Consider the following 25,022-nt stretch of genomic DNA (forward strand, 5'->3'; position numbering starts at 1 on the left):
ATTTTTTTCAGAAGGTGTTATAATTGGACTATACCAAAATAAACCGTAAGGAGCGTGTCAAAATGCAAATTATCCGTGTAGCAAATGCAGAAGAAGGCGGCAAAAAAGCGTTTGAATTAATTAAAGAAGGTATGAACAATGGTGCGAAAGTTTTAGGCTTAGCAACAGGTAGTACACCAGAAACATTATATAAAGAAATGACAGCAAGTGATGTCGACTTTACAGAAATGACTTCTGTAAACTTAGATGAATATGTTGGTTTAGGTGGCGAAGATGAGCAAAGTTACCGTTATTTCATGAACAAACACTTATTTGACAAAAAACCATTTAAAGAAACATTTGTACCAAATGGTAAAGCAGAAGATTTAGATGCTGCTTCCGCAGAATATGAAAAAATTATCGATGCACATCCAGTAGATATCCAAATCTTAGGTATTGGTCAAAATGGACACATTGGTTTCAACGAACCAGGCACACCTCTAGATAGCTTAACACATGTCGTTGAGTTGACTGAATCAACAATCAACGCAAACAAACGTTATTTTGACAAAGTAGAAGATGTCCCAACACGTGCTGTTTCTATGGGGATTGGCTCAATCATGAAAGGTAAAAAAATGATTTTAATGGCTTATGGCGAAGCAAAAGCAGAGGCCATTAAAGGAATGATTGACGGACCAGTAACAACAGACATGCCAGCAAGTGCATTACAAAACCATCAAGATGTTGTTGTAATCATTGATGATGCAGCTGCAAGTAAATTATAATCGTTGATGAAAAAGAACTTGAAACATAAGGATTTCCTTATGTTTCAAGTTCTTTTTTTGTTATACTGGAAGTAATAGAAGAAGAGGTGAAAAGGATGTTACAGCTAACAATTCCAGAAATTATTTTACGGTTAGTCCTAGCGATGGTGATGGGTGGCGCAATTGGTTTTGAAAGACAATATAAGAATCGCCCAGCAGGGATGCGCACTCACATTTTAGTTTGTATGGGCGCGGCTATTATTGCGTTAATTCAGTCGCAAATTGCAATCAATGCATTGAAAGATGCGTTAGCTAATCCGGCTTTGACGGGGGTCATTCGTTCAGACCAAGCAAGGTTGATCGCACAAGTTGTAAGTGGAATCGGCTTTTTAGGTGCTGGAACCATCATTGTAACGAAACAAAGTGTCACCGGATTGACGACAGCAGCATCACTATGGACCGTTGCTGGTTTAGGGATCGCGGTGGGCATGGGCTACTATACGATTGCCTTAACAAGTTTTATCGGTGTATTATTTGCCTTAACCATTGTCAAACGAATTATTCACGTACCAACAATCAAAAAATTAGAAATTCGCTATCAACATAAACAAGAAACCAAAGAATTTATTAATCAGTATTTTGAAGAAAAACATATTGAAATTTATGATGTGAATTTCAATGTTTCTTGGGTGGATGATACAAAAATCTATACGAATATCTATACTATTGATTTGCCTAAAGGCCTAACGTATGCCGATGTTATCGAAGATCTATCTGTTTCAAATAATGTAACAAAATTACGATTGATTAATGTGTAGAAACATCTATTTATAATTAATGACAACCGCTATAAGTTAAAATGCTTATGGCGGTTTTCTTCTAGGACCTAGGACTGATTTTTTAAGTTTAATATTTCAAAAAGATTACAAAAGAGTTATGATTGTATTACGAGTTAGAAAGAAAGGTGATAAGTAAGATGAATAAAAAAAATAAATTTCTTAGTATTATTGTTGTTGTCGTTGTGATTATTGGTGCATTTGTGATGAAAGCTTATAATCAATTGATTACTTTAGATAATAAAGTCGAAGCAGAATGGTCACAAGTAGAGAATGTAATGCAAAGACGTGCTGATTTAATTCCGAATCTTGTCAGTAGTGTTCAAGGCAGTATGACTCAAGAAAAAGAAGTTTTAAAAGAAATAACGGAAGCACGTAAAGCATACGCAGGAGCAAAATCTTCTTCTGAAAAAGGGCAAGCAAATGAGCAAATTGAAAAAGGATTAGGTAATTTTGTTACAGTATTGAATGAAGATTACCCAAAGTTAGCTTCTTCTGAAAATGTCAAAACCTTAATGACTCAATTAGAAGGATCTGAAAATCGAATTTCTGTTGAACGCCGTAACTATATACAAGCTGTTGAAACATATAACCAACAGATTTCAAAATTCCCTGATAAAATAATTGCAAAACTTTTAGGATTTGAGAAGAAAACTAACTATGTTGCGACAGAGCAGGGAAAAGAAGTGCCGCAAGTAAAATTTAAATAAAAAAATTATAGAAAATTTGGGTTAAAAAGAAAGAAGTGAGGAAGGTTGGATAAAAAAGTCGAAAAAATTCAAGAAAAAGTTCGTTTGTTTTATAAAAAGCATCAGCGGAATACAACGATTGTTGTGGTAATTAGTTTAAGTATGATTTTAATATTAGGAATGGCTGCTTGGCATGAAGGAAAGGGAATCTCCTATGAAGCAAAACAAACTGCACTGAGAGAGAAGCAACAAGTCTTACAAAAAAAGAGAGACGATATTTTAGCAGGGAAAATGACTGAAGCGTCAACCCAGACAACAATAAATAACTTTTCTAAACAAGAAATAACTGGTGAAAATGAATTAGTGACAATTACTGGAACGAATGGGCAGTTGAACATTAATGATGCTAATATCTATGTTTCAGATAATGCGGGTATTGTCTCAAATCAACTTAAACAGAAAATGTTTCAATTGAATCAACAATTGTTGGAAAATGCGAATGGCGCACAATTTATGCTTATTACCGTTCCTGCGTTACCTAGTGGGGAATCTGTTGAATCTTACAGCAATAAGATTGCTAATCAATTAGGTGTAGGGGATCGTGAAAAAAATAATGGTGTGGTTTTTCTAATGGCAATTGAGGATCGCGAGTCTCGCTTGGAAGTTGGATATGGCTTAGAGAGTATTTTAACGGATAGCTATGCGGATGATATTATTAATAATGAAGAAGTAAAAGAGGCTTTTAGAGACGAGGATTATAATACAGGTCTCAATAAAATTATTGATCAAGTATCGGCTGCAATCAATTCAAAAACCGCACAAGTGGATAATGAATTAACAAATATACAAACAGAGTTAAACGCTAACACAACGAAAAGAAATGTTCTTTTAATGGCAAGTATTGCTGGGATGCTCATTTGTGCTGTTTATATTTTACAAATTTTAAGAACAAGAAAACTTGTTAAAAAAATGTATCAAGATTATTTGAATTGTTTACCAACAAAGGCTGTCCTAAATAACTCAGAACAGACAAAGGAAGTATTAAATAAGATGAAAAAGACTTCTTTTTATTGTTTATATCTTAATGGAGCAACGTTATTTGCCACAAAAGGGAAAATAAGACGTGCCACTAAGCGTGGTTCTTTACTAAGTATATATCCAAATGCAAAAAAACAATCTTTTGGGCGTTTATTAGTAGGAGATACTTTATATAGTTATGATGGTAGTGTTTTGACGTATGCTTATTTAAACTCACAATACAATCCGTCTAATCATAGTAGTTCTGGTAGCAGCAGTGGTGGTTCATTCGGTGGCGGCTCATTCGGCGGTGGCGGTGCCTCTGGAAGTTGGTAAAATAAAAAGCTAGAAACGTTAATCGTTTCTAGCTTTTTGCTATTTATCTAAACCGTAAAGATAGTCATCATCTTTCATGGCTTCAACTGTTCCTAGTAAATAGCCATTTCCTACTTGAGAGAAGAAGTCATGGTTGCTAGTTCCTGTCGAAATACCATTCATTACAATCGGGTTCACATCATTGGCTGTATCCGCAAATAAGGGATCCATACCTAAGTTCATTAAAGCTTTGTTGGCGTTGTAACGTAAAAAGGTTTTTACTTCTTCGGTCCAACCTAAGTCATCATATAATTCTTCTGTATAACGTTCTTCGTTTTCGTACAATTCGTAAAGTAAATTATACATCCAGTCTTTTAGTTTATCTTGCTCATCTTCTGGTAATTCATTAAATCCTAATTGGAATTTATAGCCAATATACGTGCCGTGCACTGATTCATCACGGATAATCAATTTAATAATTTCAGCGACGTTCGCTAGTTTATTGTTTCCTAAATAGTAAAGGGGAGTGTAGAACCCAGAATAGAATAAAAACGTTTCTAAAAATACACTAGCAATTTTTTTCTCTAACGGAGTACCGTTTTTATAAATTTCGTTAATCCGTTCTGCTTTATATTGCAGATGTTTGTTGGTATTTGTCCACTCAAAAATATCATCAATCTCTTTTTTTGTATTTAATGTACTGAAGATAGAAGAATAACTTTTGGCATGGACAGATTCCATGAATTGGATGTTATTTAAGACGGCTTCTTCATGGGGCGTCCGCACATCATTTCTCAGTTGATCCATGCCGCTTTCTGATTGAACAGTATCTAATAAAGTTAAACCGCCGAAAACGTAGCCGACAGTAGTTTTTTCTAAATCGGAAAGAGTCCGCCAATCATCTAAGTCATTGGATAACGGAATCCGTGTATCTAACCAAAATTGTTCGGTTAATTTTTCCCAAGTGGATTTATCAATGACGTCTTCAATGGCGTTCCAGTTAATTGCTTCATAATACGTTGCCATGGTTATTCCTCCTGTATGCTGGGACAGCAGTCTGTTTGACTAGTTGTCTCGTTTCTTCGCTTAAAACGTTCTACAGAGTCCAAATAGGAGCGTGCAGCCGTTCTTCTTTGTCCAGTATATCTGAAAATGTCCTGTTTAAAAAGAGAACATTCCTAAAAAATAAGACGCTCAAGCAGAACGCCTTATTTAAGTGCTTTTCATTAAATCACGCAAGACTCACATTGATTGCTGCCAATTTCTTCAGCATCATCTGTAAATGTACGAATATAGTAAATTGATTTAATCCCTTTGTTGAACGCATAATGACGTAAAATGTTCAAGTCACGGGTTGTTTGTTTTGGTGTTTCTTTCCATTCATACAAGCCTTCAGGGATTTCTGAACGCATAAACAAGGTTAAACTCATTCCTTGATCAACGTGTTGTTGCGCTGTTGCGTAGACATCAATCACTTTGCGCATATCCATATCGTAAGCAGAAGTATAGTAAGGGATTGTATCATTCGCTAAATAAGGCGCTGGATAGTAAATCTTACCAATTTTCTTCTCTTGACGTTCTTCAATCATGCGAGTAATTGGATGAATGCTGGCACTAGTATCATTAATATATGAAATTGAACCATTTGGCGCTACGGCTAAACGATTTTGATGATAAAGACCATCTTTTTTCACAGCATCGCGTAACGCAGCCCAATCTTCAGCTGTTGGAATCTGAATGTCTTTGAAGATTTCTTTCACTTTATCAAATTTTGGTGTAAAGTTGCCTTCAATATATTTATCGAAGTAAGCACCAGAAGCATAATCTGATTTTTCAAAATTGTGGAAGACTTGGTTACGTTCTCTCGCAATTTGGTTACTTTCCATTAAAGTCCAGTAATTTAATAACATGAAATAAATGTCTGTAAAGTCTAGTGATTCTTCAGAGCCGTATTCCATATGATTTTTAGCGAAGAAGGTGTGTAAGCCCATTGCGCCTAGTCCGATTGTATGGCTTAAACGATTTCCATTTTGGATAGTTGGCACGACATCAATTTCAGAAGCATCTGTTACAAAAGTTAACGCACGCGTCATAGCGCGGACAGATTTTCCAAAGTCAGGACTTTCCATTAAATTAACAATGTTAGTTGAACCTAAGTTACAACTAATATCTGTTCCTAAAACTTCATATTCTTGTTTCCCATTAATAACAGAAGGCGTTTGAACTTGAAGAATTTCAGAACATAAGTTACTCATGATAATCTTGCCATCAATCGGATTGTTTTTGTTAGCTGTATCAATATTGATGATATAAGGATAGCCAGATTCTTGTTGTAATTTAGAAATTTCATTTTCTAAGTCACGGGCTTTAATTTTACGTTTACGTATGTTTGGATTGGCCACTAGGTTATCATATTCTTTGGTGATATCTACATAGGAATAAGGCACACCATATTCGCGTTCCACACTATAAGGACTAAATAAATACATATCTTCGTTGTTACGCGTTAATTCGTAAAATTTATCTGGAACAATAACACCAAGAGACAACGTTTTTACACGGATTTTTTCATCAGCGTTTTCTTTTTTAGCAGATAAGAACATTTCAATATCTGGATGGAAGACGTTTAGATAAACCACACCAGCACCTTGACGTTGACCTAGTTGGTTAGAGTAGCTAAAGCTATCTTCAAATAATTTCATAACAGGGACAACACCACTTGCTGCGCCATCATAACCTTTGATTGGTGCGCCCGCTTCACGTAAGTTTGAAAGAGTAATCCCTACGCCACCGCCGATTCGTGATAATTGAAGGGCAGAATTAATTGAACGCCCAATGCTATTCATATCATCTGTTACTTGAACTAAGAAACAAGAAACCAATTCACCTCGACGTTTACGCCCAGCGTTTAAGAAAGAAGGTGTGGCTGGTTGATACCGTTGATGGATCATTTCATCCGCCAATGTTAAAGCCAACTCTTCATCGCCATCCGCAAAATACAAGGCATTAAAGGCAACCCGATCTTCATATGTTTCTAAATACTCTGTTCCGGCGTTGTTCTTTAAAGCGTATTGAGAATAAAATTTATAAGCCGCCATGAAAGACTTGAATTGGAAATGTTGTTCATCTAAGAAAGCATATAATTTTTCAATAAAGTCCATTGAATATTTTTCGATGAATTCAGTTTCAATAAAATCTTCTTTCATTAAAAAGTTGATTTTTTCTTCAGCAGAGCTGAATTTACGTGTATTCGGTTCTACATTTTCTTTAAAGAAGGCTGCGAGTGCTTCTTTATCTTTATTTAAAGGGATTTGACCATCAACAGGACGGTTAATCTCGTTATTCAGTTTGAAATAGCTGACATCTTTAATTTCTTTTAGACTCAATTTCTTCCACTACTTTCTTAAAGGTCTCCACGTCTTCGTCTGTTCCGCTAAACTCAAAGGAGTATAGAAGCGGAACGTGGTAATCGCGGGCAATATCTTTGGCGGTATAGACAAATAATTCAGCAAAATTACGGTTGCCCCCACCAGCTACACCAACTAACAGTTCTTGGTTACTTTTATAATCAAGAAAGTCATTCACTACCTCTGTAATTTCTGCATCATAGGTAGGAATGACAAGAATAAAAGGCTCATTTATTTCAAAAAAAGGATTCGCTGGCTCAAGTTCATAAGCAGGCAAATCCAATTTTTTAATAAAGCGCCTTGTTTGACCGGTGACTGAAAAATAAACAAGTTTCATCTTAGCTAGCCAATTGTTTTAATTGGTCTGGACGGAAGCCAACAACGGTTGTTGCTTCAGATGTGATTACCGGTACGCTTTGGAACCCTTGTTCTTTTAACCAGTCGATAGCATCTGGTTGTACGTCGATATTGATTTCTTCAAAAGCGATGTTATTTTCACTTAGGAAACGTTTCGCCATTTTACATTGGATACAGTTATTTTTTGAAAAGATTTTTACGTTCATTGAAAGTTCCTCCTCTTTTTTTCTACATAGACTAGTATAAATCTATGTAGAAAAAAGTCAACACTTTAACACTATATATTGTGGTGCGTTTTTCTCATAATACTAGTTTTTGTGTTTTTGAAAGAAAAATGAAAACACGTGAATCCTCGTTTTTGGGAGAAAAAACACATTGGTCAGTGTTTGACAAACAAAAAAATTAAAATTTTGAAAGAGAACATTTAGTGAAAAAACACTAAATATTGTGTTGACATTTGAGTTAGGCACAAGAAGAAAAAATAAGCGGATTTGTTATTGAATGAGTGGAATTTTATAGTAGCTAGTAACATAAAAAACAAGAGCTGACTTTTTTCAAAAATGGTAACCTGAAAAAAGTGTCTCTATATAGAAGGAAAATAGAAGAAAACAGGAGATACATCCAGAAATTCATTGACTTTCCGTGTAAGCAAGCGTATTCTTTTAATTGAGAACGATTCTCATTTTCGTTTGAAACTTTTTCACATGGAGGAAAGTAAATGATTACGTTAGCGCAGGCAGAAGTTGGGAAAGTCTATACAGTCGAAAGCGTCCAAGCAGATGTTCAGACAAAGAAACATCTGAACAATTTAGGTGTCGTTGCAGGCCAAGCAGTTGTCCTTGTCAATTATCAGAATCAAAATGGTATTGTTTTATTACATAATAGTCGAATTGCGCTGACAGATACGATTTTACAAGCGATTCATGTGGAGGAGCGCTCGGCGAATGAGAAAGTTTGGGTCTCCTTAGATACCTTGAAAGTTGGAGAACGCGCTACAATAGTAGGGATCCACGGACAAGGAGCGGTGAAACGTCGGTTGATGGACATGGGCTTAACAAAAGGAACAGTAATTTTTATTCGCAAAGTAGCTCCTTTAGCCGATCCAATTGAAATCAATGTACGTGGTTACGAACTAACGTTACGAAAAAGTGAAGCGGAACTAATCTTGGTTGAAAAGGAGGAAAGCGAATGACTCAGCAAATCGCACTAGCCGGCAACCCTAATAGCGGTAAAACGACAACGTTCAATATGTTAACAGGAGCCAACCAATATGTTGGAAACTGGCCAGGGGTGACTGTGGAACGCAAAGAGGGGGTGGCAAAGAAAGATAAGACACTCATTATTCAAGATTTGCCGGGGATTTACTCTCTTTCTCCTTATACGCCTGAAGAAATTGTGGCACGAGATTATCTTTTGGAGGACCAACCTTCAGTGATTTTGAATATTCTCGATGTGACCAATTTGGAACGGAATCTTTATTTAACAACACAATTAATTGAAACTGGATTACCGGTTGTTTGTGCGTTAAATATGATGGATTTGTTGGAAAAAAACGGCCAAACATTGAATAGTGAAAAGTTAAGTTATGGCTTAGGCGTGCCTGTCGTTGAGATTAGTGCTTTGAAGAATCGTGGGTTGGATCATGCTTTAAAACAAAGTAAGCAGCGAGCGAATGCCATAGAGACAGAGGTTATTTATCCTTCTTATGATAATCGCTTAGAAGCAGCACTTGCTGAAATTGTTGATATTTTAGGGAATACTGTTCCTGAAACGCAACAGCGTTGGTATAGTTTAAAACTTTTTGAACGAGATGTTCGAACCAAAGAGCAATTATTATTGAGTTCTTTTCAAGAAAAAGAAATTGAAGAAGTCATTCAAATTACTGAAAAAATCTTTCAAGATGAAAGTGAAGCGATTATCATCAATGAACGCTATGCCTTTATTGCTCGATTAATTGCTTTGTGTGCGACGAAAAAAACAGAAATGACATTTACTCACAGTGATAAGATTGACCGAGTGGTAACCAATCGGTGGTTGGCGTTGCCAATCTTTGCGTTTGTGATGTGGTTGGTCTATTACTTGTCTATTCAAACGGTTGGTACAATGGGGACAGACTGGTTAAATGATGTCTTTTTTGGGGAATGGGTTCCTCAATTTGTAGGAAATTGGTTGGCGCAATGGCAAGTAGCGCCATGGATGCAAAGTTTAATTTTAGATGGGATCATTGCAGGTGTTGGGGCTGTGTTAGGCTTTTTACCACAACTGGCCGTCCTGTTTTTATGTTTAGGTTTTTTAGAAGATTGTGGCTATATGGCACGGATTGCCTTTGTCATGGATCGCTTGTTTCGGAAATTCGGCCTATCTGGTAAGTCGTTTATTCCAATGTTAATTGCGACAGGTTGTGGGGTCCCAGGCGTGATGGCTAGTCGAACGATTGAAAATGAACGTGATCGGCGAATGACTATTATGGTCACGACTTTTATGCCGTGTTCGGCGAAGTTGCCAATTATCGCTCTGATTGCAGGTGCATTTTTTCCTAACCAAAGTTGGGTCTCGCCCTCTGCTTATTTCTTAGGGGTTGCTTCCATTGTGTTATCAGGAATTGCTTTAAAAAAGACCAAGCATTTTTCGGGAGATCCAGCACCATTTATTATGGAACTTCCCGCCTATCATTTGCCACAGCTTAGAAGTGTGGTTCGGCATGCCTATGAACGATGTCGCTCATTTGTAAAAAAAGCAGGAACGATTATTTTTGTTTCCAGTATTCTCATTTGGTTCATGTCCCATTATTCTGTGACGTTTCAACCCGTTCCAGAAAGTCAAAGTATTCTAGCATTTCTAGGTAAAGGGTTGGCGGTGCTATTTATCCCATTAGGCTGGGGGAATTGGCAAGGGGCAGTTGCCACAATTACAGGATTGATAGCGAAAGAAAATATTATTGGTACCTTAGGCATTTTATTTGGCAATGTGAAAGATGTTTCTGAAAACGGGGTAGAAGTCTGGGGCGCACTGCAACACACCTTTACGCCAGTCGCGGCCTATTCGTTCTTAACTTTTAACTTATTATGTGCACCTTGTTTTGCTGCAATTGGCGCAATTCGTCGTGAAATGGGAGACCTCAAATGGACATTAGGAGCCATTGGTTATCAATGCGGTTTGGCTTATATGGTTAGTTTTGTGATTTATCAATTGGGCCATGTGTTATTCGAAAAAGGCACACTAACTCTGGGGACTTTTTTAGCGATGGGTGTTGTTTTAGCTGGATTTTATTTCCTTATAAGAAAACCAAAGCCAGGCAAAGAAAGTGTCCAAGCAATCACTTCTTTAGAAAGAGGGTAATAACGGATGGCAACAATTATTTTATCCATTTTAATTTTTGGAACAGCAGGAATCATCACCTATCGACGAATCAAAAAAGGGGAAAGTTGTGAAGATTGTCAAACAGCTTGTCCTGTAAAAAAAGAACAATCTTCACAAGAATAACAACTGAAAAAAATTCCCTCTTGTATAAATAATAGCGGAGTGCTACAATATTGAGGTAGCTGAAAAGCTATTTTATACAACGGGGGCATAGCTCAGTTGGTTAGAGCATCTGACTCTTAATCAGAGGGTCTAGGGTTCGAATCCCTATGCCCCCATTGGGTGCCAAACCCACGAGAACGGTATTCTGTCGGCGTCTTAGGACGTTTCGAAGACGGAGTACGCGTTCTCTTTTTTTGCTCTTTGTCAAATAATGTTGGTAAAGAGAAATTGTAGAATCCTGTCGAGTCCAGAGGAGAAAATCCTCTGGATTTTTTTGTATGTATTGAAAACCACCGGCTATGCAGGTGGTTCAGGTACGATTGTTGTATTTTTTGTATGAAGCAGCGAGAATCCCTGCATGCTGAATGGTTGATATTAAATAATAGGCTGAGAGAAACAACAGTTTTTGTTGCATATCTACCTATTTGATAGGTCGTTTTTCTGTTGAGATTACGATAACTATTACAAATATGTTGTTCACGCTCGCTAAGAAAAGCGATAGGGAATAATAAGCTTTTTGGAAACTGGGTTGGACTCCAACTTTAGTGAAAGAATGTGTGAGTTAAGCAACGCTTTGTTTTCTCCTTGCTATTTTATGAACAGGTGTATCTCTAGACAAAATAATTTAAAAAAGTTGTAGGCATTTCATATTACCTGTTATTTTATAACATTTAAAGTGTAAACATTACTAAAAATTTGTCTATGGAGTCATAACAATTTTCCGCTTTTACTTATTTAATTTACATTCCTGTTCCTTTAAACTATATACATGGTATTTCATTATTTGTAAATTTAAAATGATTTTATGAAGCGAGTACTAATATATAAGGAGGAAAAGCATGCAGAATCAGGTGTATTTAATAAACAGTGATCAAGAGCAATTTAAAAAGGAAAATAGTTCGGATGTAGCTGTAGATAAAGTTCCAGGTAGAGGGACTGTTGTGTTGACATTTATGTCTGCTAGAATATGTAATTTCGGTTGTACATATTGCTTTGCTTAAGAAAGAAAAAATTGAAGAAGTAAAAGAATTTTTACATGAAAATAGTACGATTAGCTACGAAAAAATGAGAACCATATTAAGTAAGCATAATTTGTGTACATACCCAAATACAAATAGTCAAAGTAATATCGTGTTTGAGTTGAATAGTCGGAAACTATTTGAAATTCCTTTATTTGCTATTCAAAAAAGAATTGAGAGAGTGGCTAAAGGCATATATTATTTAAATTTATTGCTGATAGCTGTAATGTTAATTGGATTTCCAATTATTATTATTAAATTTCCAGTTCAACTAATAGATTCTTACATAAGCCAGATAAATTTTTCAATTTTAAATGTGACTAAAGTAGATATTATTGTTATTTTATTTGCTGGAAGCGGATCACTTGTCTTTCACGAATTAGGTCATTTATTATCGTCTAATTACTATAATGTTGGATGGAAAAGCTTAAACATTCGTTTGAAATGGGGATTTTCTCCAGTGATATATATTCGTTATTCAGATATGTATACGATCGATAGTTGGAAACGAGTTAAGATATTAGGTTTTGGCATGATAAACAACTGTATACTGATATTTTTCTCATTATGCTTATTTATCATTACAAATAATTGGTGGTTTGGTTATATAGCTCTTCTTAATATAGGGTATCTTTTTAGTAGTTTGTTACCGCTGTCAACGAGTGATGGATACCATATTTTTACAATCATATATGATTGTGAAGGGATAAGGTGGCAGTTATTGTTGCTTCTTGCAGGAGTACTAAAAAAAGATACCTCAATTTTAAAAAAATTTCAAAACAAAAAAATGATTGGATTATTTCTTTATTTTATTCTTTCATATGTTATTGGTATTGCAGGGATTTTTTCTATTATACGTATAACATTGAATTATCTAAACGTATTTGGATTTAGTTCAACAGTATTAAGCATTTTCGTCTATGTAATGGCATTTATAAGTCTAATACAAGTACTTCTTTCTTTTAAGAAAGCATTAAAATCTTTTTAAAGACATTATGAAGGATGTGAGAAATATGTGGATATATATTCGAGAAAATTTAAAAAAAAATAGTAGCAAGTTTCTTTTCATCATATTGATATCTTTTGTAACAATGTTGCTATTGACATTTTCTTTAGGAGTTATTTATACACTAAACTACAGAATTGAAAATGAGTTAGCAGACTATTTATTAAAAAAAGACTTTAAAAATATGAAATTATTTTTACAATTAGGGACGGGAGTTCTTGTAGGTTTTTCTTTATTTATTATTTATAATACGTACTCGATTGTTATTCAAGGGAGAAAGAAAGAATTCCAACTGCTATATAAGTTAGGTATGAAATACAAAAAAATTCAGCAGGTTTTAAGTATTGAAAGCTTTCTGATAAGTTCTGTTACAGCCGTTATGGGACTTTTCACAGGCATAGTGTTTTCAAGAATATTTTTGTCTAATTATCAAGACATGAAGGTCGAACATATTCCAAGTTATATTTATCTAATAGTTATTGCTTCTGCAATTTTATTTTTCATGTGGTGCGGTTCAAAAAATCTAAAAAGTATGAATATCGAAGTAGAAAGTAAACAGAAAGAAGCCAGCACGATCAAGTCTCAACCTACTAGTAAAGAAAAATTTTTATCTAGAATCAAGTTAACTTTAGGTATTATCCTGTTGATTGTTTCAATTGTTAGTGGATACTCAACTATGACAATAATTTTACTATTTACAGGTTTAATCTTGATTTTTGATCCATTAATAGCAGGGACATTGGTATCTCTTCGTTTTTTGTCTCTCCGTTTTAACAGACTTTCTTTGTTCGTTGCTGTGGAAGAAAACTGCTGGAATATTAAAAGAATCAGCTCATTAATATCTACATTGGCCTTTTCGGTTATGCTTCTAGTAGGAATGTTGACCTTTTTTCATTCTGTCAAGGAAGCTGTTGTACAAAAGGTAGATGAGACCTATAGATTTGAACATATACTTGTGATGAATGAATTATCTGAGGTCAAAGAAGAAAAAGTTAAGGCTTATTTGCAGAACTTATATCCACATGCAGCTTTTGAGATTGCTTTAAGTATGGAAATTGAAAAAGAAAATAATGAAAACACTTTGATTTTGACAGGCGTTTCTTCTAAATTCAAAAATATTCAAGTGCTAGAAATGGAAAAAGAGTTTAATATTAAAGATTTTGATTTAAATAATGATAGTTTGAATGTATTATTTCCGTCACAATTAGCTGAAAAATCAAAGATTAAACGTAATCAAGTCATAGATTATTCCTTTGATAAAGACAAATCTATAAAAATTAGTCCGAAAGATTTTTATCAGCCATTGGATTTACAACAAGTGTTTACATCAAAATCGGCTTTAACAGAGTATTTATTTGGAAAAGGTGTTAAAGGAATTTACAACACAATCTATTTGAATCGGCTGAGTGATGAGGAAATAAAAGAATTCACAAAGTATTTATCTGTTAAAAATTATGACTTAATGAACATTGGTGATCTGAAAGAGAAATACAAAAATCAAGCAATTAAACAAACTGAAATGATTGAAGCATTTATTTATGCGCTGATCTTTTTCAGTGGAGCAATCATATTAAATATGTTTATTCTTTCAATTAGTTCTAGACAAAGAATATACAAAGGATTATTAATTATAGGGATGAAAAGAAAAGCTTTGCTTATCAGCATGTTAATAGAAATGTCTATTATCTATATTTTAGGTGTCGTTTTAGGTTGGCTTTTCGGAATTATTTTTGCTGAAGGTGGGATTAAGATGATGGAAGAAGTCATTGTATTCAAACCTGCCATTAATATTCCTTACTTGCAAGTATGTTCAGTATTAGTTGTTATCTATTTGATACTTGTCTTGGGGATTATTTTAATTTCTAGAGTTATTTTAAAAGAAAAAAATAGTAAGTAAGAATCTGAATAGGGAGGTGAAAATATGATTGAACTAAAGTCTATCGAAAAGGAATACGGAATAAATGGGCACTCTCAGCAAGTTCTAAATGGTATAACAATTACTCTAGATAAAGGTAATATTTATGCTTTAGTGGGACCGTCTGGCTCAGGTAAATCTACTTTGCTGAACATTATTGGTGGGTTAATTCATCCTACTAAAGGGGAAGTGAAAATAGGGGATAAGAACATCACAGAATTTAATAGTAATCAATTAGCTGAATTACGTACTAATGATATTGGATTCATTTTCCAAGATTTTAATTTGATTCCCTTTTTAAATGTAAAAGAAAACATTCTTTTCTCGCTTCGTTTAAAAGGTGAAAAGATTGAAAATCATTCAGATAATTATGAACAGCTAGTCAATTGGTTAGGAATTAAGAAGATTGAAGAAAAATATATAAATGAAATTTCTGGTGGTGAGCAACAACGTACGGCAATTGCCCGTTGTTTACTAATGGAACCTAAAATTATTTTGGCTGATGAACCTACTGGAAATTTAGATAAAAAAAATACAGATGCATTCTTGAAACTGATTCGAACGCTTCCATTTATGGAAAACAAGGTTTTCATTATTGTAACACATGATGAATCTGTAGAGCGATTCTGTGATCAAGTTTTTAAATTGGAAGAAGGACAAATCATAACTTAGGATATTTTAATTTTTTATGAGATATCAAAAAAAGAAGGAAGTAGGGATAAAAAATGTTTTTACATGATTTTGATTTCGAAGATTTGGACAGTATTGAAGAAGTTATTACACCAAATAAAGGTTCAGTAACTTGTTGCTAAAAATTTGAATTTTTGCAAGGGCCTAGGAGCGTTCTTCTTGGCCCTTTTAACATTGTCTTTTTAAATAAAAAAAATGAAGTTATAGAAAAATAATCGACGAATAGTCTTTTCAAAGTTTTATCTATTCTTTAGACATAAAACTAAAAAAGATTATTTGTCAACTAATTAGTATTAAATTAATTAGTAATAAGCCTCAGTGTGTGTTAATATGTATAGTATAAATAAGACTTAGATTGAATTGCTAAGATGAATTAGAAATAGAATAATAGTAGAACTTAGCTTACTATGTATTCCTGTTTTATGATTTAGCTTGCAGAACGTTAGTGAGATTCTGGTCATTTTTTCAGGTGCACTACTTTTATCACTTAGATATTAGGATGATGATTTTTGAATAAGTTCGGTCTGATCTCTACTTCAAGTAAGAATAATTATCTTAGTTGAAGTAGAGAATGTTATTATAATTTGATGTAAGCGTTTTTTGGTGTAGAAGATTGGTCAATATGCTAAGTACTTAAAAAATATGTTATATCCGATTATTTTCTTGTAGTTTTTCTTATAATACATATTGCGTTTAGGATCAAATCTCTCCATGGACTTGGTTAGACTTAACTAATTAATGGTGGAGATAACGAGTAACTTGTTTGACTATAGGTGTGTTTCCGTATTCAGAGTTACTTAATTGATTTAGTCGTTAATAAAAACCAGCATATTTCGCTAACTTGGTTTTATCGGAAAAACGGTTAAAGGATCAACTTTTTTATTTGAATTGCGCCAATTTGATTATTTTAAAATGATACTTCTTTTAGCTCAGACAACGCTGGATTGTCTGTCATAAAGTGAATATCTAATTTCTCGGAATGTGCATAGGTACTGTAAGATACCTCGAAATTGTGTTGTTTAACGATATTTTTGCTCGAATTCATTGCGTTTCTCTCATTAAGCTAGCCATCTAATCTCTACTAGAGGTGGACTCAGCTAATTTGTTGGAGGCTATACCAATAATCTAGGCAAACTTTATATCACAGACTAGCTACAAGGAGAACTAACATCTTCTTGTAAGTCTTTTCTAAGACTTACTATTCAGGAATATTACACAGTATCTAAGTAAAAACCGTTATTTTTATTTAAAAAATTGGGGGATAGACCATAAGAATAGAATGAAGGGATAAACATTCTCTCAAAATATATATTACGAGGAGAAGGTACTTGGTGGATAAGCGAAAGAAAGTTGGAATTGGTTTGAAATGGTTGGTTACCATATCATATATTGTTATTTACTCAGCATTTATGGAAAAAGAAATGAGCTTCCTAAGTTTATTATGCAGTATATATATCATTTTTTTAGGAAGTTTTGTCTATATAAAGCTCCCCCAAAAACTATATTCATTATCTTTTTTTTCATTAACTTTCTATTTGGGTTGGACAGTGTTATTGGTTTACTCGGATATATGGGTTCTAAAGCTAGTAGGACTATTTCTTTTATGTTGCCATCCATTAACCCTTTATCTGTTTTTGTATTCCTTTATACATATAGATGATAAGAAAAAACTTAATAAAAATCGTATTCTTCTATGTTGTGTTTCACTATACAGCTATTTGGCTCTTTTACTTGATTTTTATGTAGGACCTACTTTGATCTTGTTAATGATTTCGTTAATTACTGTCAATTATTTAACAATTATTAAAGAAAAGAAATTTTTTTTTAGTGCACTAAAATATAAAGTTTTGATTACTTCATTACTACTCTCTTTTGTACTACTTATCTTATTTTATTTTATATGCCTGCTTTCCCCAGAGTTATCTTTTTATAACTGGGATAAAATTACCATACTAGTTACTATTTTACCAACTGGTGTAGTTTATATTCTCGTTAAGGAAAGAGAGATTATATTATCTGAAAAATTTCTGTTAGCGTTTTGTATCTTAGTATATAGTGCATTTTTCTTCTTAATTCTAGAAGTAATTGGTATTGTTCTCTGGAAAAGTTTCATTTTGACTATTCTTTTTACCCTAGTATGTTATTTGACTCATCTATCAATAAATGCAATACATTCAAATAAAGTAAAACAATTAAAAAATAATTTTAGGAATTTAAACAACGAAAAGTTAGAAGTACTAGATCAAGTTACATACTCGCAATTTCTCAATAATGTATCTGAATTATTGCTCGACAAATTAGAAGAATTAACTGCGAGCCAAAGACTAGCTGTATTTGTTGAATCAAAAGAAGGGTGTTATTTGCTATGTCAAAAAGGCGAAGCAGTTTTTAATTCACTAAAAAAAGAGATTCATTTACTAAAAAAACAAAAACAAAAAATTAAGTTTCGAAAAAAAGAATATACCTGTATACCCATAATAATCTCTGGATATACAGTTTGGATTTTCTTTGAAAACAATGACAATGATATTGATTTGAAATCTATACATAAAACTGTAGAACAACATGGAACCTTGATAATTACCGTAAGATTACTTCACTTAAATAGCAAAAGTTATGTGAAAGATCCAATAGAGGTCTGTCAATTGTTAAGAATCAAGCTATTTAATAGTATGGAGATTGAGAAGAAAAATTACGCTAATTATCTTCACGATAACATACTCCAGTCTGTTATTGGACTTCATACTTTAATATCAAATTTGTCAGGAGATGTCATGGTTATGGATTTAATTAATGAGGAGTTTTCAAAATTAGTTAGTTCCATACGTTCTGAAATCTTTAACACGTATCCATCAACGCTTTACCATCTTACTTTTAAAGAAAACTTACAAATATTAATTGATGATTTTAACAAAAAATATCCGAAGACAGAGTTTATATTGGATTATAGTATTGAGGAAATAATACCACAGCATGTTATTGCTCCACTATATCGGATCGTGAAAGAGTTAAATGAAAATATTGGAAAACATGCAGATGCTGAAATAGGAAAAGTAACAGTTGAAATAGACAACGCTGAGATTCAGTTGATAGTAGAAGACGATGGAGTAGGGGTTGGCAATATTTTAGAGTTTGAAAAATCGTTAATTCAGACGAATGATCACATCGGCCTACTTTCGATAAAAAATGACATTAATTGGTTGAATGGTTCATTTAAGATGTTGTCTTTACCAGGTCCAAATAGCGGTACGAAAGTTTGGGTCACTATTCCTTGTATGAAGGGAGAGCAATATGAAAATATTACTAGTTGATGACCATAAATTGATTGGGAAAAGTCTCGAGATGACTTTAAAAAACTATGCAGGTGTTAAAGAGTTTAGATATATTTCAGATCCAATCACGGTTTTTGAAATGATTGAAACATATCGACCATCGATAATTTTGATGGATATTCACATGGGTATGTTCAATGGCTTGGAATTGGGAGAAGAAGTGTTGAGAAAAACAAAAACAAAATTAGTTTTTTTATCTGGATTTGATTTAGCAGAGTATAGAGATAAAGCAATTGGTATCGGAGCTAATGGCTTTTTAGACAAACATATAGCGGTTGACTCTTTGATTGAGAATTTGAAAAAAATCAGCTATGAAGACAAAAAAATATTTCCTCAAACAAGTAGACATGATTTAAAGCATAACCTAATTACTCCTAGAGAAAAAGAAGTATTAAGAATTTTATCGCAAGGAGTAAAACAATCAGCAATAGCTTCCAAAATGAATATTACTGAGCGAACTCTTCGTAACTATGTTTATTCCATCAATGAAAAATTAGGAACAAATTCTGCAATTGCTTCAGTTGTCAAAGCAATTGAACTGGGTATTATAAATGTACGCCTTCAATAATAAATTTCGTCGGAAGAAATAGAATTTAGTGTGTTATATTCTTATAACCAATTTATTATTGTAATTTCAGATTATCTGTTAGAAGTAGATATTCAGAGAATTACAACTTTAAATTGTACTAATGTAGTAACTTCTTTTTTTATTTTTGAAAGCAAAGTCATTTTTAGCAATTATAGCTTCCTAGTTAGCGAAGCTGAAAGGTTCTTCTTTTTTGGATATTAAAAGAAGCCTATGGAAAGTTCCTCGAGGTAGGGATAGATTTTAACTATATGAAAAATTAATCAATGGAACTTCATTGGAGTTAAAAAATGGGTGAAGCTACCAAAATCAGTTAGTAACTTTATTGCTGATGCCTGAAAAAACTAATAAAAAACTAGTATATTTTGCTTCTGGCAGTTCAGGTAATAAAAAAGTTGAAAAATTTTTCAGGCTAAAAAAGCGAATTTACCAAAAAGCGCACTTTTTGGTTCCTATGAAACGAAAAAGTACGTACTATACAGCATGTACGGCACGGTATATGATGATATCAGAAAACGTTAAAGGAGCGAATCAAATGATTACATCACTAGCAGATACAGTAACATTAAACAACGGCACTAAAATTCCAGGAATGGGTCTCGGGGTATTCCAAATACCAGATGAAGAGACAGCAAAAGTGGTCGAAGAAGGGATTATCAATGGTTATCGTTTAATCGATACAGCGCAAATCTATGGCAATGAATCTGGCACAGGAGCGGGAATTAAAGCAGGCTTAGCGGTAACTGGTTTGAACCGTGAGGACTTATTTGTTACCTCGAAAGTTTGGAACGCGCATATTTCCTATGATGAAACAATTCAAGCTTTCAATGATAGTTTGGAACGTTTAGGTTTAGATTATTTAGATTTGTATTTAATTCATTGGCCAGGAAATAATTCTTACAAAGAATCATGGCAAGCTTTAGAAACTTTATATGCTGAAGGAAAAGTGAAAGCAATTGGTGTCAGCAACTTCCAAGTTCATCATTTAGAAGATTTACTTTCTTATGCAAAAGTTGTTCCGGTAATTAACCAAGTGGAACTACATCCAAAATTGGATCAAAAAGAAGTGCGTGATTTCTGTGAAAAACATGATATCAAAGTCCAAGCTTGGTCACCGTTGATGCAAGGTCAATTATTATCGAATGAAACCATTTTGGCGATTGCTGAGAACCATAATAAATCAGCAGCGCAAGTGATTTTACGTTGGGATATTCAACAAGATATCTTATTAGCCGTGAAATCTGTCCACAAAGAACGGATGATTAGCAATGCAGCGGTCTTTGATTTTGAACTAAGTGCAGAAGAAATGGCACAAATTAACCAATTGAATGAATCGTTACGTGTGGGACCAAATCCAGACACGTTTGATTTCTAAAAATTAACTAGGAGGAGATACAATGAGTGAAGCAGTTAAAGGTTTTTCAGTAGTCAACCACGTGGGGATTACAGTCAGTAATTTGGATGAATCAGTGAAGTTTTATGAAGCATTAACAGGAACAAAAATCGCAAATCGTGATGAAATTGGTGGAAAACGGATGGCCCAAACACAAGGGTTAGATGATACATTAATCAAGTATGCCAATGTGCATCTAGAAAACATCAATATTGATTTATTAGAATATGTTAAACCAAAATCAGAAAAAGCTTCTTATTCCAACGAACAAATTAGTGCAATGCATATGTGTTTCGAAGTGGAAGATATTGATGCAGCTGTTGCACGTTTAAGAGCGATTGGCGTAGAACCTGATGGAGAGCCGATTACATTCCAAGAAGAAGATGGCTTGAAGAGCGGTTTTGGTACAGGTGTCGCTTACTTTACAGATCCAGATGGTACAAATTTAGAATTGATTGCTCCTAAAGGTCCATTTACACGAAATTAAGTTAAAGGACTTTCAAACAAACATCAAAAAGAACCCCTCATTCTAGTATCACTAACTAGAATGGGGGCTCTTTTTATTTTTTGAGACAGAAGTCGCTAAAGAAAAGATATTCCAAATCCGTAATTGATGGTATACTAAAACGTAACAAATAAAGGAGGAAGACAATTGATTCTTAGCGTCTTAACAGTTATTTATTTTATTAATGCAATTATTGCGGGAATTACCATTTTGTTAAAACCTCGAGATGTAGCAGCAATTTGGGCATGGCTACTCGTACTGATTGCTCTACCCGTTTTTGGTTTTTTCTTATATTTATTCTTTGGTCGAGGGTTAACCGACAAAAAGAAATTTTATTTGCAACAAAGTGATTTACGGGAATTAGAGAATTTCCAGAATTTCCAAGAAGAAAGTTTTGAACTTTATAGTCAAAAGATGCCGACGGAGGAGCAACAACAGTTTACAGACTTTTTTTCCTCGTTAAATAGGATGCCCCTGACTAAGAAAAATGATGTTGAAATTTTTACGGATGGTACGGAAAAATTCAATGCGTTGATGGCGGACATAAAAAAAGCTCAGCATTCCATTCATATTGAATATTATGCCTTTGTAACGGATCATATCGGCACCAAAATTTTGAACTTATTAGAAGAAAAGGCGGCTGAAGGGGTTGAAGTGCGGTTGCTTTACGATGCCTTTGGCTCAAAGGGCACCAAGGTTCATCATTTGAATGAATTGAAAAAAAACGGTGGTTTTGTCCAAACGTTTATTACTTCTCAAAAAGCACTTTTGAAGTTTCGTTTGAATTATCATGATCACCGGAAAATTGTTGTTATTGACGGAAAAGTAGGCTACATTGGCGGCTTTAATGTTGCCGATCAATATGCCGGAACGACTAAAAAGTTTGGCTATTGGCGGGATACACATTTACGGATTCAAGGGCCAGCAGCCTCATTACTGCAAATGCGTTTTTTAATGGATTGGAACGTCTCTTCCCCCGAGAAAAATCGTGTGGCGTATCAATTGGATTATTTCTTTAAACTTGAAGCATTGGTGCCAGAGGCAAATACATCCATTCAGATGATTGCCAGTGGTCCTAACAGTGACCGTGAACAAATTAAATTGGCCTTTATTAAATTGATTACTTCTGCCAAGAAAAGAGTCTGGATTCAAACGCCGTATTTAGTTCCTGATGATAGTGTCTTGGCTGCTTTAAAGGTTGCTGCGGCTTCAGGAGTAGATGTTAAAATTATGATTCCAGATAAGCCCGACCATCCGTTTATTTATCGAGCAACACAGTATTATGGCCGCTTATTGATGAAAGAAAATATTGAAATTTTAATTTATAACGGTGGTTTCTTGCATGCGAAAACAATGATTATGGATGATGAAGTCTGCACAGTTGGTTCAGCCAATCAAGATATCCGAAGTTACAAATTAAACTTTGAAGCAAATGCTGTGTTATATGATAAAAAAATCATTGATCAATTAGAAGCAATTTTCTTAGAAGATCGAAAAAAATGTACAACAATGACTCCAGAAGTTGTTCGTGACATGTCAAAATGGTTGATTTTTAAACAACAAATTTCACGATTATTTTCACCAATTCTTTAAAACTGTTTTTCACAAAATGACGAACTTCTGATCCAAAGTTCGTCATTTTTCTTCGGGAATTTTATAAAAGTATAGAAAATCACAAAAAAAGTCAAAAAAATTTTAAAGAATATTTTTTAATTTTATTCGTTATTTTTTTATCTGTAGTTGCTGTTAAAACGAATAAATCTTATTGTTAATTTGTTATTTTATTTTTGTGAAAAAGGGACATCTTTTGTAAAAGTAAAAAAAATTAAGCAAAGAGTGTTGACAAAAAAAACGAAAAGGAATATGCTACATGTACAAGTTAAATACAAAGCAATGACAGAAAAGCAGTAGAGAAATAACCACTGTTACAGAAAGCTAGTGGCGCTGGAAACTAGTACACGTTATTTATCGAATTACATTCTTGAGCTTCTGCCTACAGGGCACGGGTAACAGCGTTATTTGTTAAGAGGTATATAGTATTTTAAATAAATTAAACTATGTATAAATTTGGGTGGTACCACGAGAAATTCGTCCCTAAGTCGTTTTGACGGCTTAGGGATTTTTTGTATTCTTTTTTTGAATACGTGGCAGACCAAAGAAAATTTCGTGAACCCGTGTATACATAGAAATAAACACGGGATATCGTGTAAAAACAAGTGTGTTAATCGTTTATTTCGTTAAATGAACGATTTCCTATAAAGAGATAATTATAAATATGGAGGGTGATAACATGAATATCATTGACGAGCTAGCATGGCGTGATGCAATCAATCAACAAACAAACGAAGAAGGACTAAGAGAACTTACAGAAAATACGAGCATTTCGCTATATTGCGGTGTCGATCCAACTGGAGATAGCATGCATATTGGACATTTAATTCCTTTTATGATGATGAAACGATTCCAATTAGCAGGTCATCACCCATACATTTTAATTGGTGGCGGAACTGGAACAATTGGTGACCCAAGTGGACGAACAACCGAACGTGTCTTACAAACGATGGAAGCTGTGCAACATAATGTGGACAGTCTTTCAAACCAAATGAAAAAATTATTTGGTAAAGATGCTGAGGTAACAATGGTGAACAACTACGATTGGTTATCAGAACTATCTTTATTAGATTTTTTAAGAGATTACGGGAAAAACTTTAATGTCAACACGATGTTGGCAAAAGACATTGTCGCTAGTCGTTTAGAAAGTGGCATTTCCTTTACAGAATTCACATACCAAATTCTTCAATCAATTGACTTTTACACATTGCATAAAAAACATAATATTCAATTGCAAATTGGTGGTGCTGATCAATGGGGCAATATCACTGCAGGATTAGATTTGATTCGTAAAAAAGAAGGACCAGAAGCCAAAGTATTCGGGTTAACTATTCCTTTAATGCTAAAAGCAGATGGTACAAAATTTGGGAAAACAGCGGGTGGCGCTATCTGGTTAGATCCTAAGAAAACCTCACCATTTGAATTCTACCAATTCTGGTTAAACCAAGATGATCGTGATGTCATCAAATACTTGAAATTCTTTACTTTCTTAGATAAAGAAGAAATCGATGCGTTAGCTGAAAAAGTTGAAAAAGAACCAGGTAAACGTGAAGCACAAAGACGCTTAGCTGAAGAAGTGACACGATTTGTTCACGATGATGCAGCATTAGAAGAAGCGCAAAAAATTTCAGAAGCTCTTTTCTCAGGCAATATTAAAGACTTAACGATTGAGGAAATTGAGCAAGGGTTAGAACATGTGCCAACTGTTGAAATTACCAAAGATGCTAAAAACATCGTAGATTGGTTAGTTGACACAGAAATCGAACCATCAAAACGTCAAGCTCGCGAAGATGTGAGCGGAGGAGCTATAAGTATTAACGGTGACCGAGTTACCGATTTAGATTTTGCAGTCGATCCAACACAACATTTCGATGGAAAATTCGTTGTTGTACGGAAAGGGAAGAAAAATTACTTTTTAGCAAAAGTAATGGATTAGAAATTGATAATAATTTCACGAAGAGAAGACGTGTGATTATTTGATCAAAGTTAAAATTCTATTTCTCCTTACAGGTAGTGGTGAAACCGTTAATACACCTAATAAGAGTGGGATTGTACACACAATCCCACTCTTATTTTTTT

21 protein-coding genes, 1 tRNA gene and 1 other annotated feature are annotated in these 25,022 nt (G+C 34.0%); of the genes, 18 read left to right on the plus strand and 4 right to left on the minus strand.

Annotated features, from left to right (window positions below; all coding sequences use genetic code 11):
• The first annotated feature begins 62 nt into the window (after positions 1 to 62).
• The 4 genes from nagB to IGL93_RS01880 all read left to right on the plus strand — a co-directional run bounded on the left by nagB (position 63) and on the right by IGL93_RS01880 (position 3,621).
• Positions 63 to 764, plus strand: coding sequence for a glucosamine-6-phosphate deaminase (gene nagB / locus IGL93_RS01865; RefSeq protein WP_002355352.1), 702 nt, complete (start codon positions 63 to 65; stop codon positions 762 to 764).
• 95 nt (positions 765 to 859) lie between these two features.
• Positions 860 to 1,561 (plus strand): MgtC/SapB family protein, encoded by a 702-nt coding sequence (locus tag IGL93_RS01870; protein ID WP_002355354.1) that lies wholly within the window; start codon positions 860 to 862, stop codon positions 1,559 to 1,561.
• A gap of 158 nt (positions 1,562 to 1,719) precedes the next feature.
• Positions 1,720 to 2,289 carry a LemA family protein gene (locus tag IGL93_RS01875; protein ID WP_002385314.1) on the plus strand — a complete coding sequence of 190 codons (570 nt, stop codon included), beginning with the start codon at positions 1,720 to 1,722 and terminating at the stop codon, positions 2,287 to 2,289.
• A gap of 45 nt (positions 2,290 to 2,334) precedes the next feature.
• A complete protein-coding gene (locus tag IGL93_RS01880; protein ID WP_010775547.1) occupies positions 2,335 to 3,621 on the plus strand; it encodes a TPM domain-containing protein in 1,287 nt (428 codons plus the stop codon).
• Between the two features lie 39 nt (positions 3,622 to 3,660).
• On the opposite strand, the gene nrdF is transcribed toward IGL93_RS01880, so the two are convergent.
• From nrdF to nrdH, 4 genes are all read right to left on the minus strand, one after another.
• On the minus strand, positions 3,661 to 4,626 hold the full coding sequence (gene nrdF, locus IGL93_RS01885; RefSeq protein WP_002355357.1) for a class 1b ribonucleoside-diphosphate reductase subunit beta: 966 nt from the start codon (positions 4,624 to 4,626) through the stop codon (positions 3,661 to 3,663).
• Between the two features lie 200 nt (positions 4,627 to 4,826).
• Positions 4,827 to 6,986, minus strand: a complete 2,160-nt coding sequence (gene nrdE / locus IGL93_RS01890; protein WP_010775548.1) for a class 1b ribonucleoside-diphosphate reductase subunit alpha — start codon at positions 6,984 to 6,986, stop codon at positions 4,827 to 4,829.
• Positions 6,967 to 7,344, minus strand: a complete 378-nt coding sequence (gene nrdI / locus IGL93_RS01895) for a class Ib ribonucleoside-diphosphate reductase assembly flavoprotein NrdI (RefSeq protein ID WP_002355359.1) — start codon at positions 7,342 to 7,344, stop codon at positions 6,967 to 6,969. Before nrdI ends, nrdE begins: the two co-directional genes overlap by 20 nt.
• Before the next feature lies 1 nt (position 7,345).
• Complete coding sequence (nrdH, locus tag IGL93_RS01900) at positions 7,346 to 7,570, minus strand: glutaredoxin-like protein NrdH (protein ID WP_010775549.1); 225 nt, start codon at positions 7,568 to 7,570, stop codon at positions 7,346 to 7,348.
• 512 nt (positions 7,571 to 8,082) lie between these two features.
• Here nrdH and IGL93_RS01905 point away from each other — a divergent pair.
• The 14 genes from IGL93_RS01905 to tyrS all read left to right on the plus strand — a co-directional run bounded on the left by IGL93_RS01905 (position 8,083) and on the right by tyrS (position 24,879).
• On the plus strand, positions 8,083 to 8,556 hold the full coding sequence (locus IGL93_RS01905) for a ferrous iron transport protein A (protein WP_002355361.1): 474 nt from the start codon (positions 8,083 to 8,085) through the stop codon (positions 8,554 to 8,556).
• Positions 8,553 to 10,703 (plus strand): ferrous iron transport protein B, encoded by a 2,151-nt coding sequence (gene feoB / locus IGL93_RS01910; protein ID WP_002364927.1) that lies wholly within the window; start codon positions 8,553 to 8,555, stop codon positions 10,701 to 10,703. The genes IGL93_RS01905 and feoB overlap by 4 nt, the downstream gene beginning before the upstream one ends.
• Before the next feature lie 6 nt (positions 10,704 to 10,709).
• The gene (locus tag IGL93_RS01915) at positions 10,710 to 10,847 is read left to right on the plus strand and encodes a hypothetical protein (RefSeq protein ID WP_002355364.1); all 138 of its coding nucleotides are present in this window, start codon (positions 10,710 to 10,712) and stop codon (positions 10,845 to 10,847) included.
• Between the two features lie 81 nt (positions 10,848 to 10,928).
• Positions 10,929 to 11,002: transfer RNA gene (locus IGL93_RS01920), tRNA-Lys, on the plus strand.
• A gap of 723 nt (positions 11,003 to 11,725) precedes the next feature.
• Positions 11,726 to 11,887, plus strand: coding sequence for a hypothetical protein (locus IGL93_RS01925; protein WP_002366123.1), 162 nt, complete (start codon positions 11,726 to 11,728; stop codon positions 11,885 to 11,887).
• Positions 11,880 to 12,893 (plus strand): hypothetical protein, encoded by a 1,014-nt coding sequence (locus IGL93_RS01930; protein WP_033789170.1) that lies wholly within the window; start codon positions 11,880 to 11,882, stop codon positions 12,891 to 12,893. The genes IGL93_RS01925 and IGL93_RS01930 overlap by 8 nt, the downstream gene beginning before the upstream one ends.
• Before the next feature lie 7 nt (positions 12,894 to 12,900).
• The gene (locus tag IGL93_RS01935; protein WP_025192643.1) at positions 12,901 to 14,808 is read left to right on the plus strand and encodes an FtsX-like permease family protein; all 1,908 of its coding nucleotides are present in this window, start codon (positions 12,901 to 12,903) and stop codon (positions 14,806 to 14,808) included.
• Between the two features lie 24 nt (positions 14,809 to 14,832).
• A complete protein-coding gene (locus IGL93_RS01940) occupies positions 14,833 to 15,498 on the plus strand; it encodes an ABC transporter ATP-binding protein (protein WP_010775565.1) in 666 nt (221 codons plus the stop codon).
• Positions 15,499 to 16,847: 1,349 nt separating this feature from the next.
• Positions 16,848 to 18,827, plus strand: a complete 1,980-nt coding sequence (locus IGL93_RS01945) for a sensor histidine kinase (protein WP_010775566.1) — start codon at positions 16,848 to 16,850, stop codon at positions 18,825 to 18,827.
• Positions 18,808 to 19,416 carry a response regulator transcription factor gene (locus tag IGL93_RS01950; RefSeq protein ID WP_010775567.1) on the plus strand — a complete coding sequence of 203 codons (609 nt, stop codon included), beginning with the start codon at positions 18,808 to 18,810 and terminating at the stop codon, positions 19,414 to 19,416. Before IGL93_RS01945 ends, IGL93_RS01950 begins: the two co-directional genes overlap by 20 nt.
• A gap of 517 nt (positions 19,417 to 19,933) precedes the next feature.
• The gene (locus IGL93_RS01955; protein ID WP_025192645.1) at positions 19,934 to 20,809 is read left to right on the plus strand and encodes an aldo/keto reductase; all 876 of its coding nucleotides are present in this window, start codon (positions 19,934 to 19,936) and stop codon (positions 20,807 to 20,809) included.
• A 22-nt stretch (positions 20,810 to 20,831) separates the two neighbouring features.
• The gene (locus tag IGL93_RS01960) at positions 20,832 to 21,314 is read left to right on the plus strand and encodes a VOC family protein (protein WP_002355441.1); all 483 of its coding nucleotides are present in this window, start codon (positions 20,832 to 20,834) and stop codon (positions 21,312 to 21,314) included.
• A 165-nt stretch (positions 21,315 to 21,479) separates the two neighbouring features.
• Positions 21,480 to 22,925, plus strand: a complete 1,446-nt coding sequence (gene cls, locus IGL93_RS01965) for a cardiolipin synthase (protein ID WP_002361214.1) — start codon at positions 21,480 to 21,482, stop codon at positions 22,923 to 22,925.
• 291 nt (positions 22,926 to 23,216) lie between these two features.
• Positions 23,217 to 23,431: a binding site (T-box leader), on the plus strand.
• Between the two features lie 191 nt (positions 23,432 to 23,622).
• On the plus strand, positions 23,623 to 24,879 hold the full coding sequence (gene tyrS, locus IGL93_RS01970) for a tyrosine--tRNA ligase (RefSeq protein ID WP_002355444.1): 1,257 nt from the start codon (positions 23,623 to 23,625) through the stop codon (positions 24,877 to 24,879).
• Positions 24,880 to 25,022 lie beyond the last annotated feature (143 nt).

This window comes from Enterococcus sp. DIV1328a (assembly GCF_050536905.1).
GTDB lineage: Bacteria > Bacillota > Bacilli > Lactobacillales > Enterococcaceae > Enterococcus > Enterococcus faecalis.

Coding starts and splice junctions, on each gene's coding strand:
- nagB (WP_002355352.1), top strand. CDS start 63: ATGCAAATTATCCGTGTAGCAAATGCAGAAGAAGGCGGCAAAAAAGCG.
- IGL93_RS01870 (WP_002355354.1), top strand. CDS start 860: ATGTTACAGCTAACAATTCCAGAAATTATTTTACGGTTAGTCCTAGCG.
- IGL93_RS01875 (WP_002385314.1), top strand. CDS start 1,720: ATGAATAAAAAAAATAAATTTCTTAGTATTATTGTTGTTGTCGTTGTG.
- nrdF (WP_002355357.1), bottom strand. CDS start 4,626: ATGGCAACGTATTATGAAGCAATTAACTGGAACGCCATTGAAGACGTC.
- nrdI (WP_002355359.1), bottom strand. CDS start 7,344: ATGAAACTTGTTTATTTTTCAGTCACCGGTCAAACAAGGCGCTTTATT.
- nrdH (WP_010775549.1), bottom strand. CDS start 7,570: ATGAACGTAAAAATCTTTTCAAAAAATAACTGTATCCAATGTAAAATG.
- IGL93_RS01905 (WP_002355361.1), top strand. CDS start 8,083: ATGATTACGTTAGCGCAGGCAGAAGTTGGGAAAGTCTATACAGTCGAA.
- feoB (WP_002364927.1), top strand. CDS start 8,553: ATGACTCAGCAAATCGCACTAGCCGGCAACCCTAATAGCGGTAAAACG.
- IGL93_RS01915 (WP_002355364.1), top strand. CDS start 10,710: ATGGCAACAATTATTTTATCCATTTTAATTTTTGGAACAGCAGGAATC.
- IGL93_RS01925 (WP_002366123.1), top strand. CDS start 11,726: ATGCAGAATCAGGTGTATTTAATAAACAGTGATCAAGAGCAATTTAAA.
- IGL93_RS01935 (WP_025192643.1), top strand. CDS start 12,901: ATGAAGGATGTGAGAAATATGTGGATATATATTCGAGAAAATTTAAAA.
- IGL93_RS01940 (WP_010775565.1), top strand. CDS start 14,833: ATGATTGAACTAAAGTCTATCGAAAAGGAATACGGAATAAATGGGCAC.
- IGL93_RS01950 (WP_010775567.1), top strand. CDS start 18,808: ATGAAAATATTACTAGTTGATGACCATAAATTGATTGGGAAAAGTCTC.
- IGL93_RS01955 (WP_025192645.1), top strand. CDS start 19,934: ATGATGATATCAGAAAACGTTAAAGGAGCGAATCAAATGATTACATCA.
- IGL93_RS01960 (WP_002355441.1), top strand. CDS start 20,832: ATGAGTGAAGCAGTTAAAGGTTTTTCAGTAGTCAACCACGTGGGGATT.
- tyrS (WP_002355444.1), top strand. CDS start 23,623: ATGAATATCATTGACGAGCTAGCATGGCGTGATGCAATCAATCAACAA.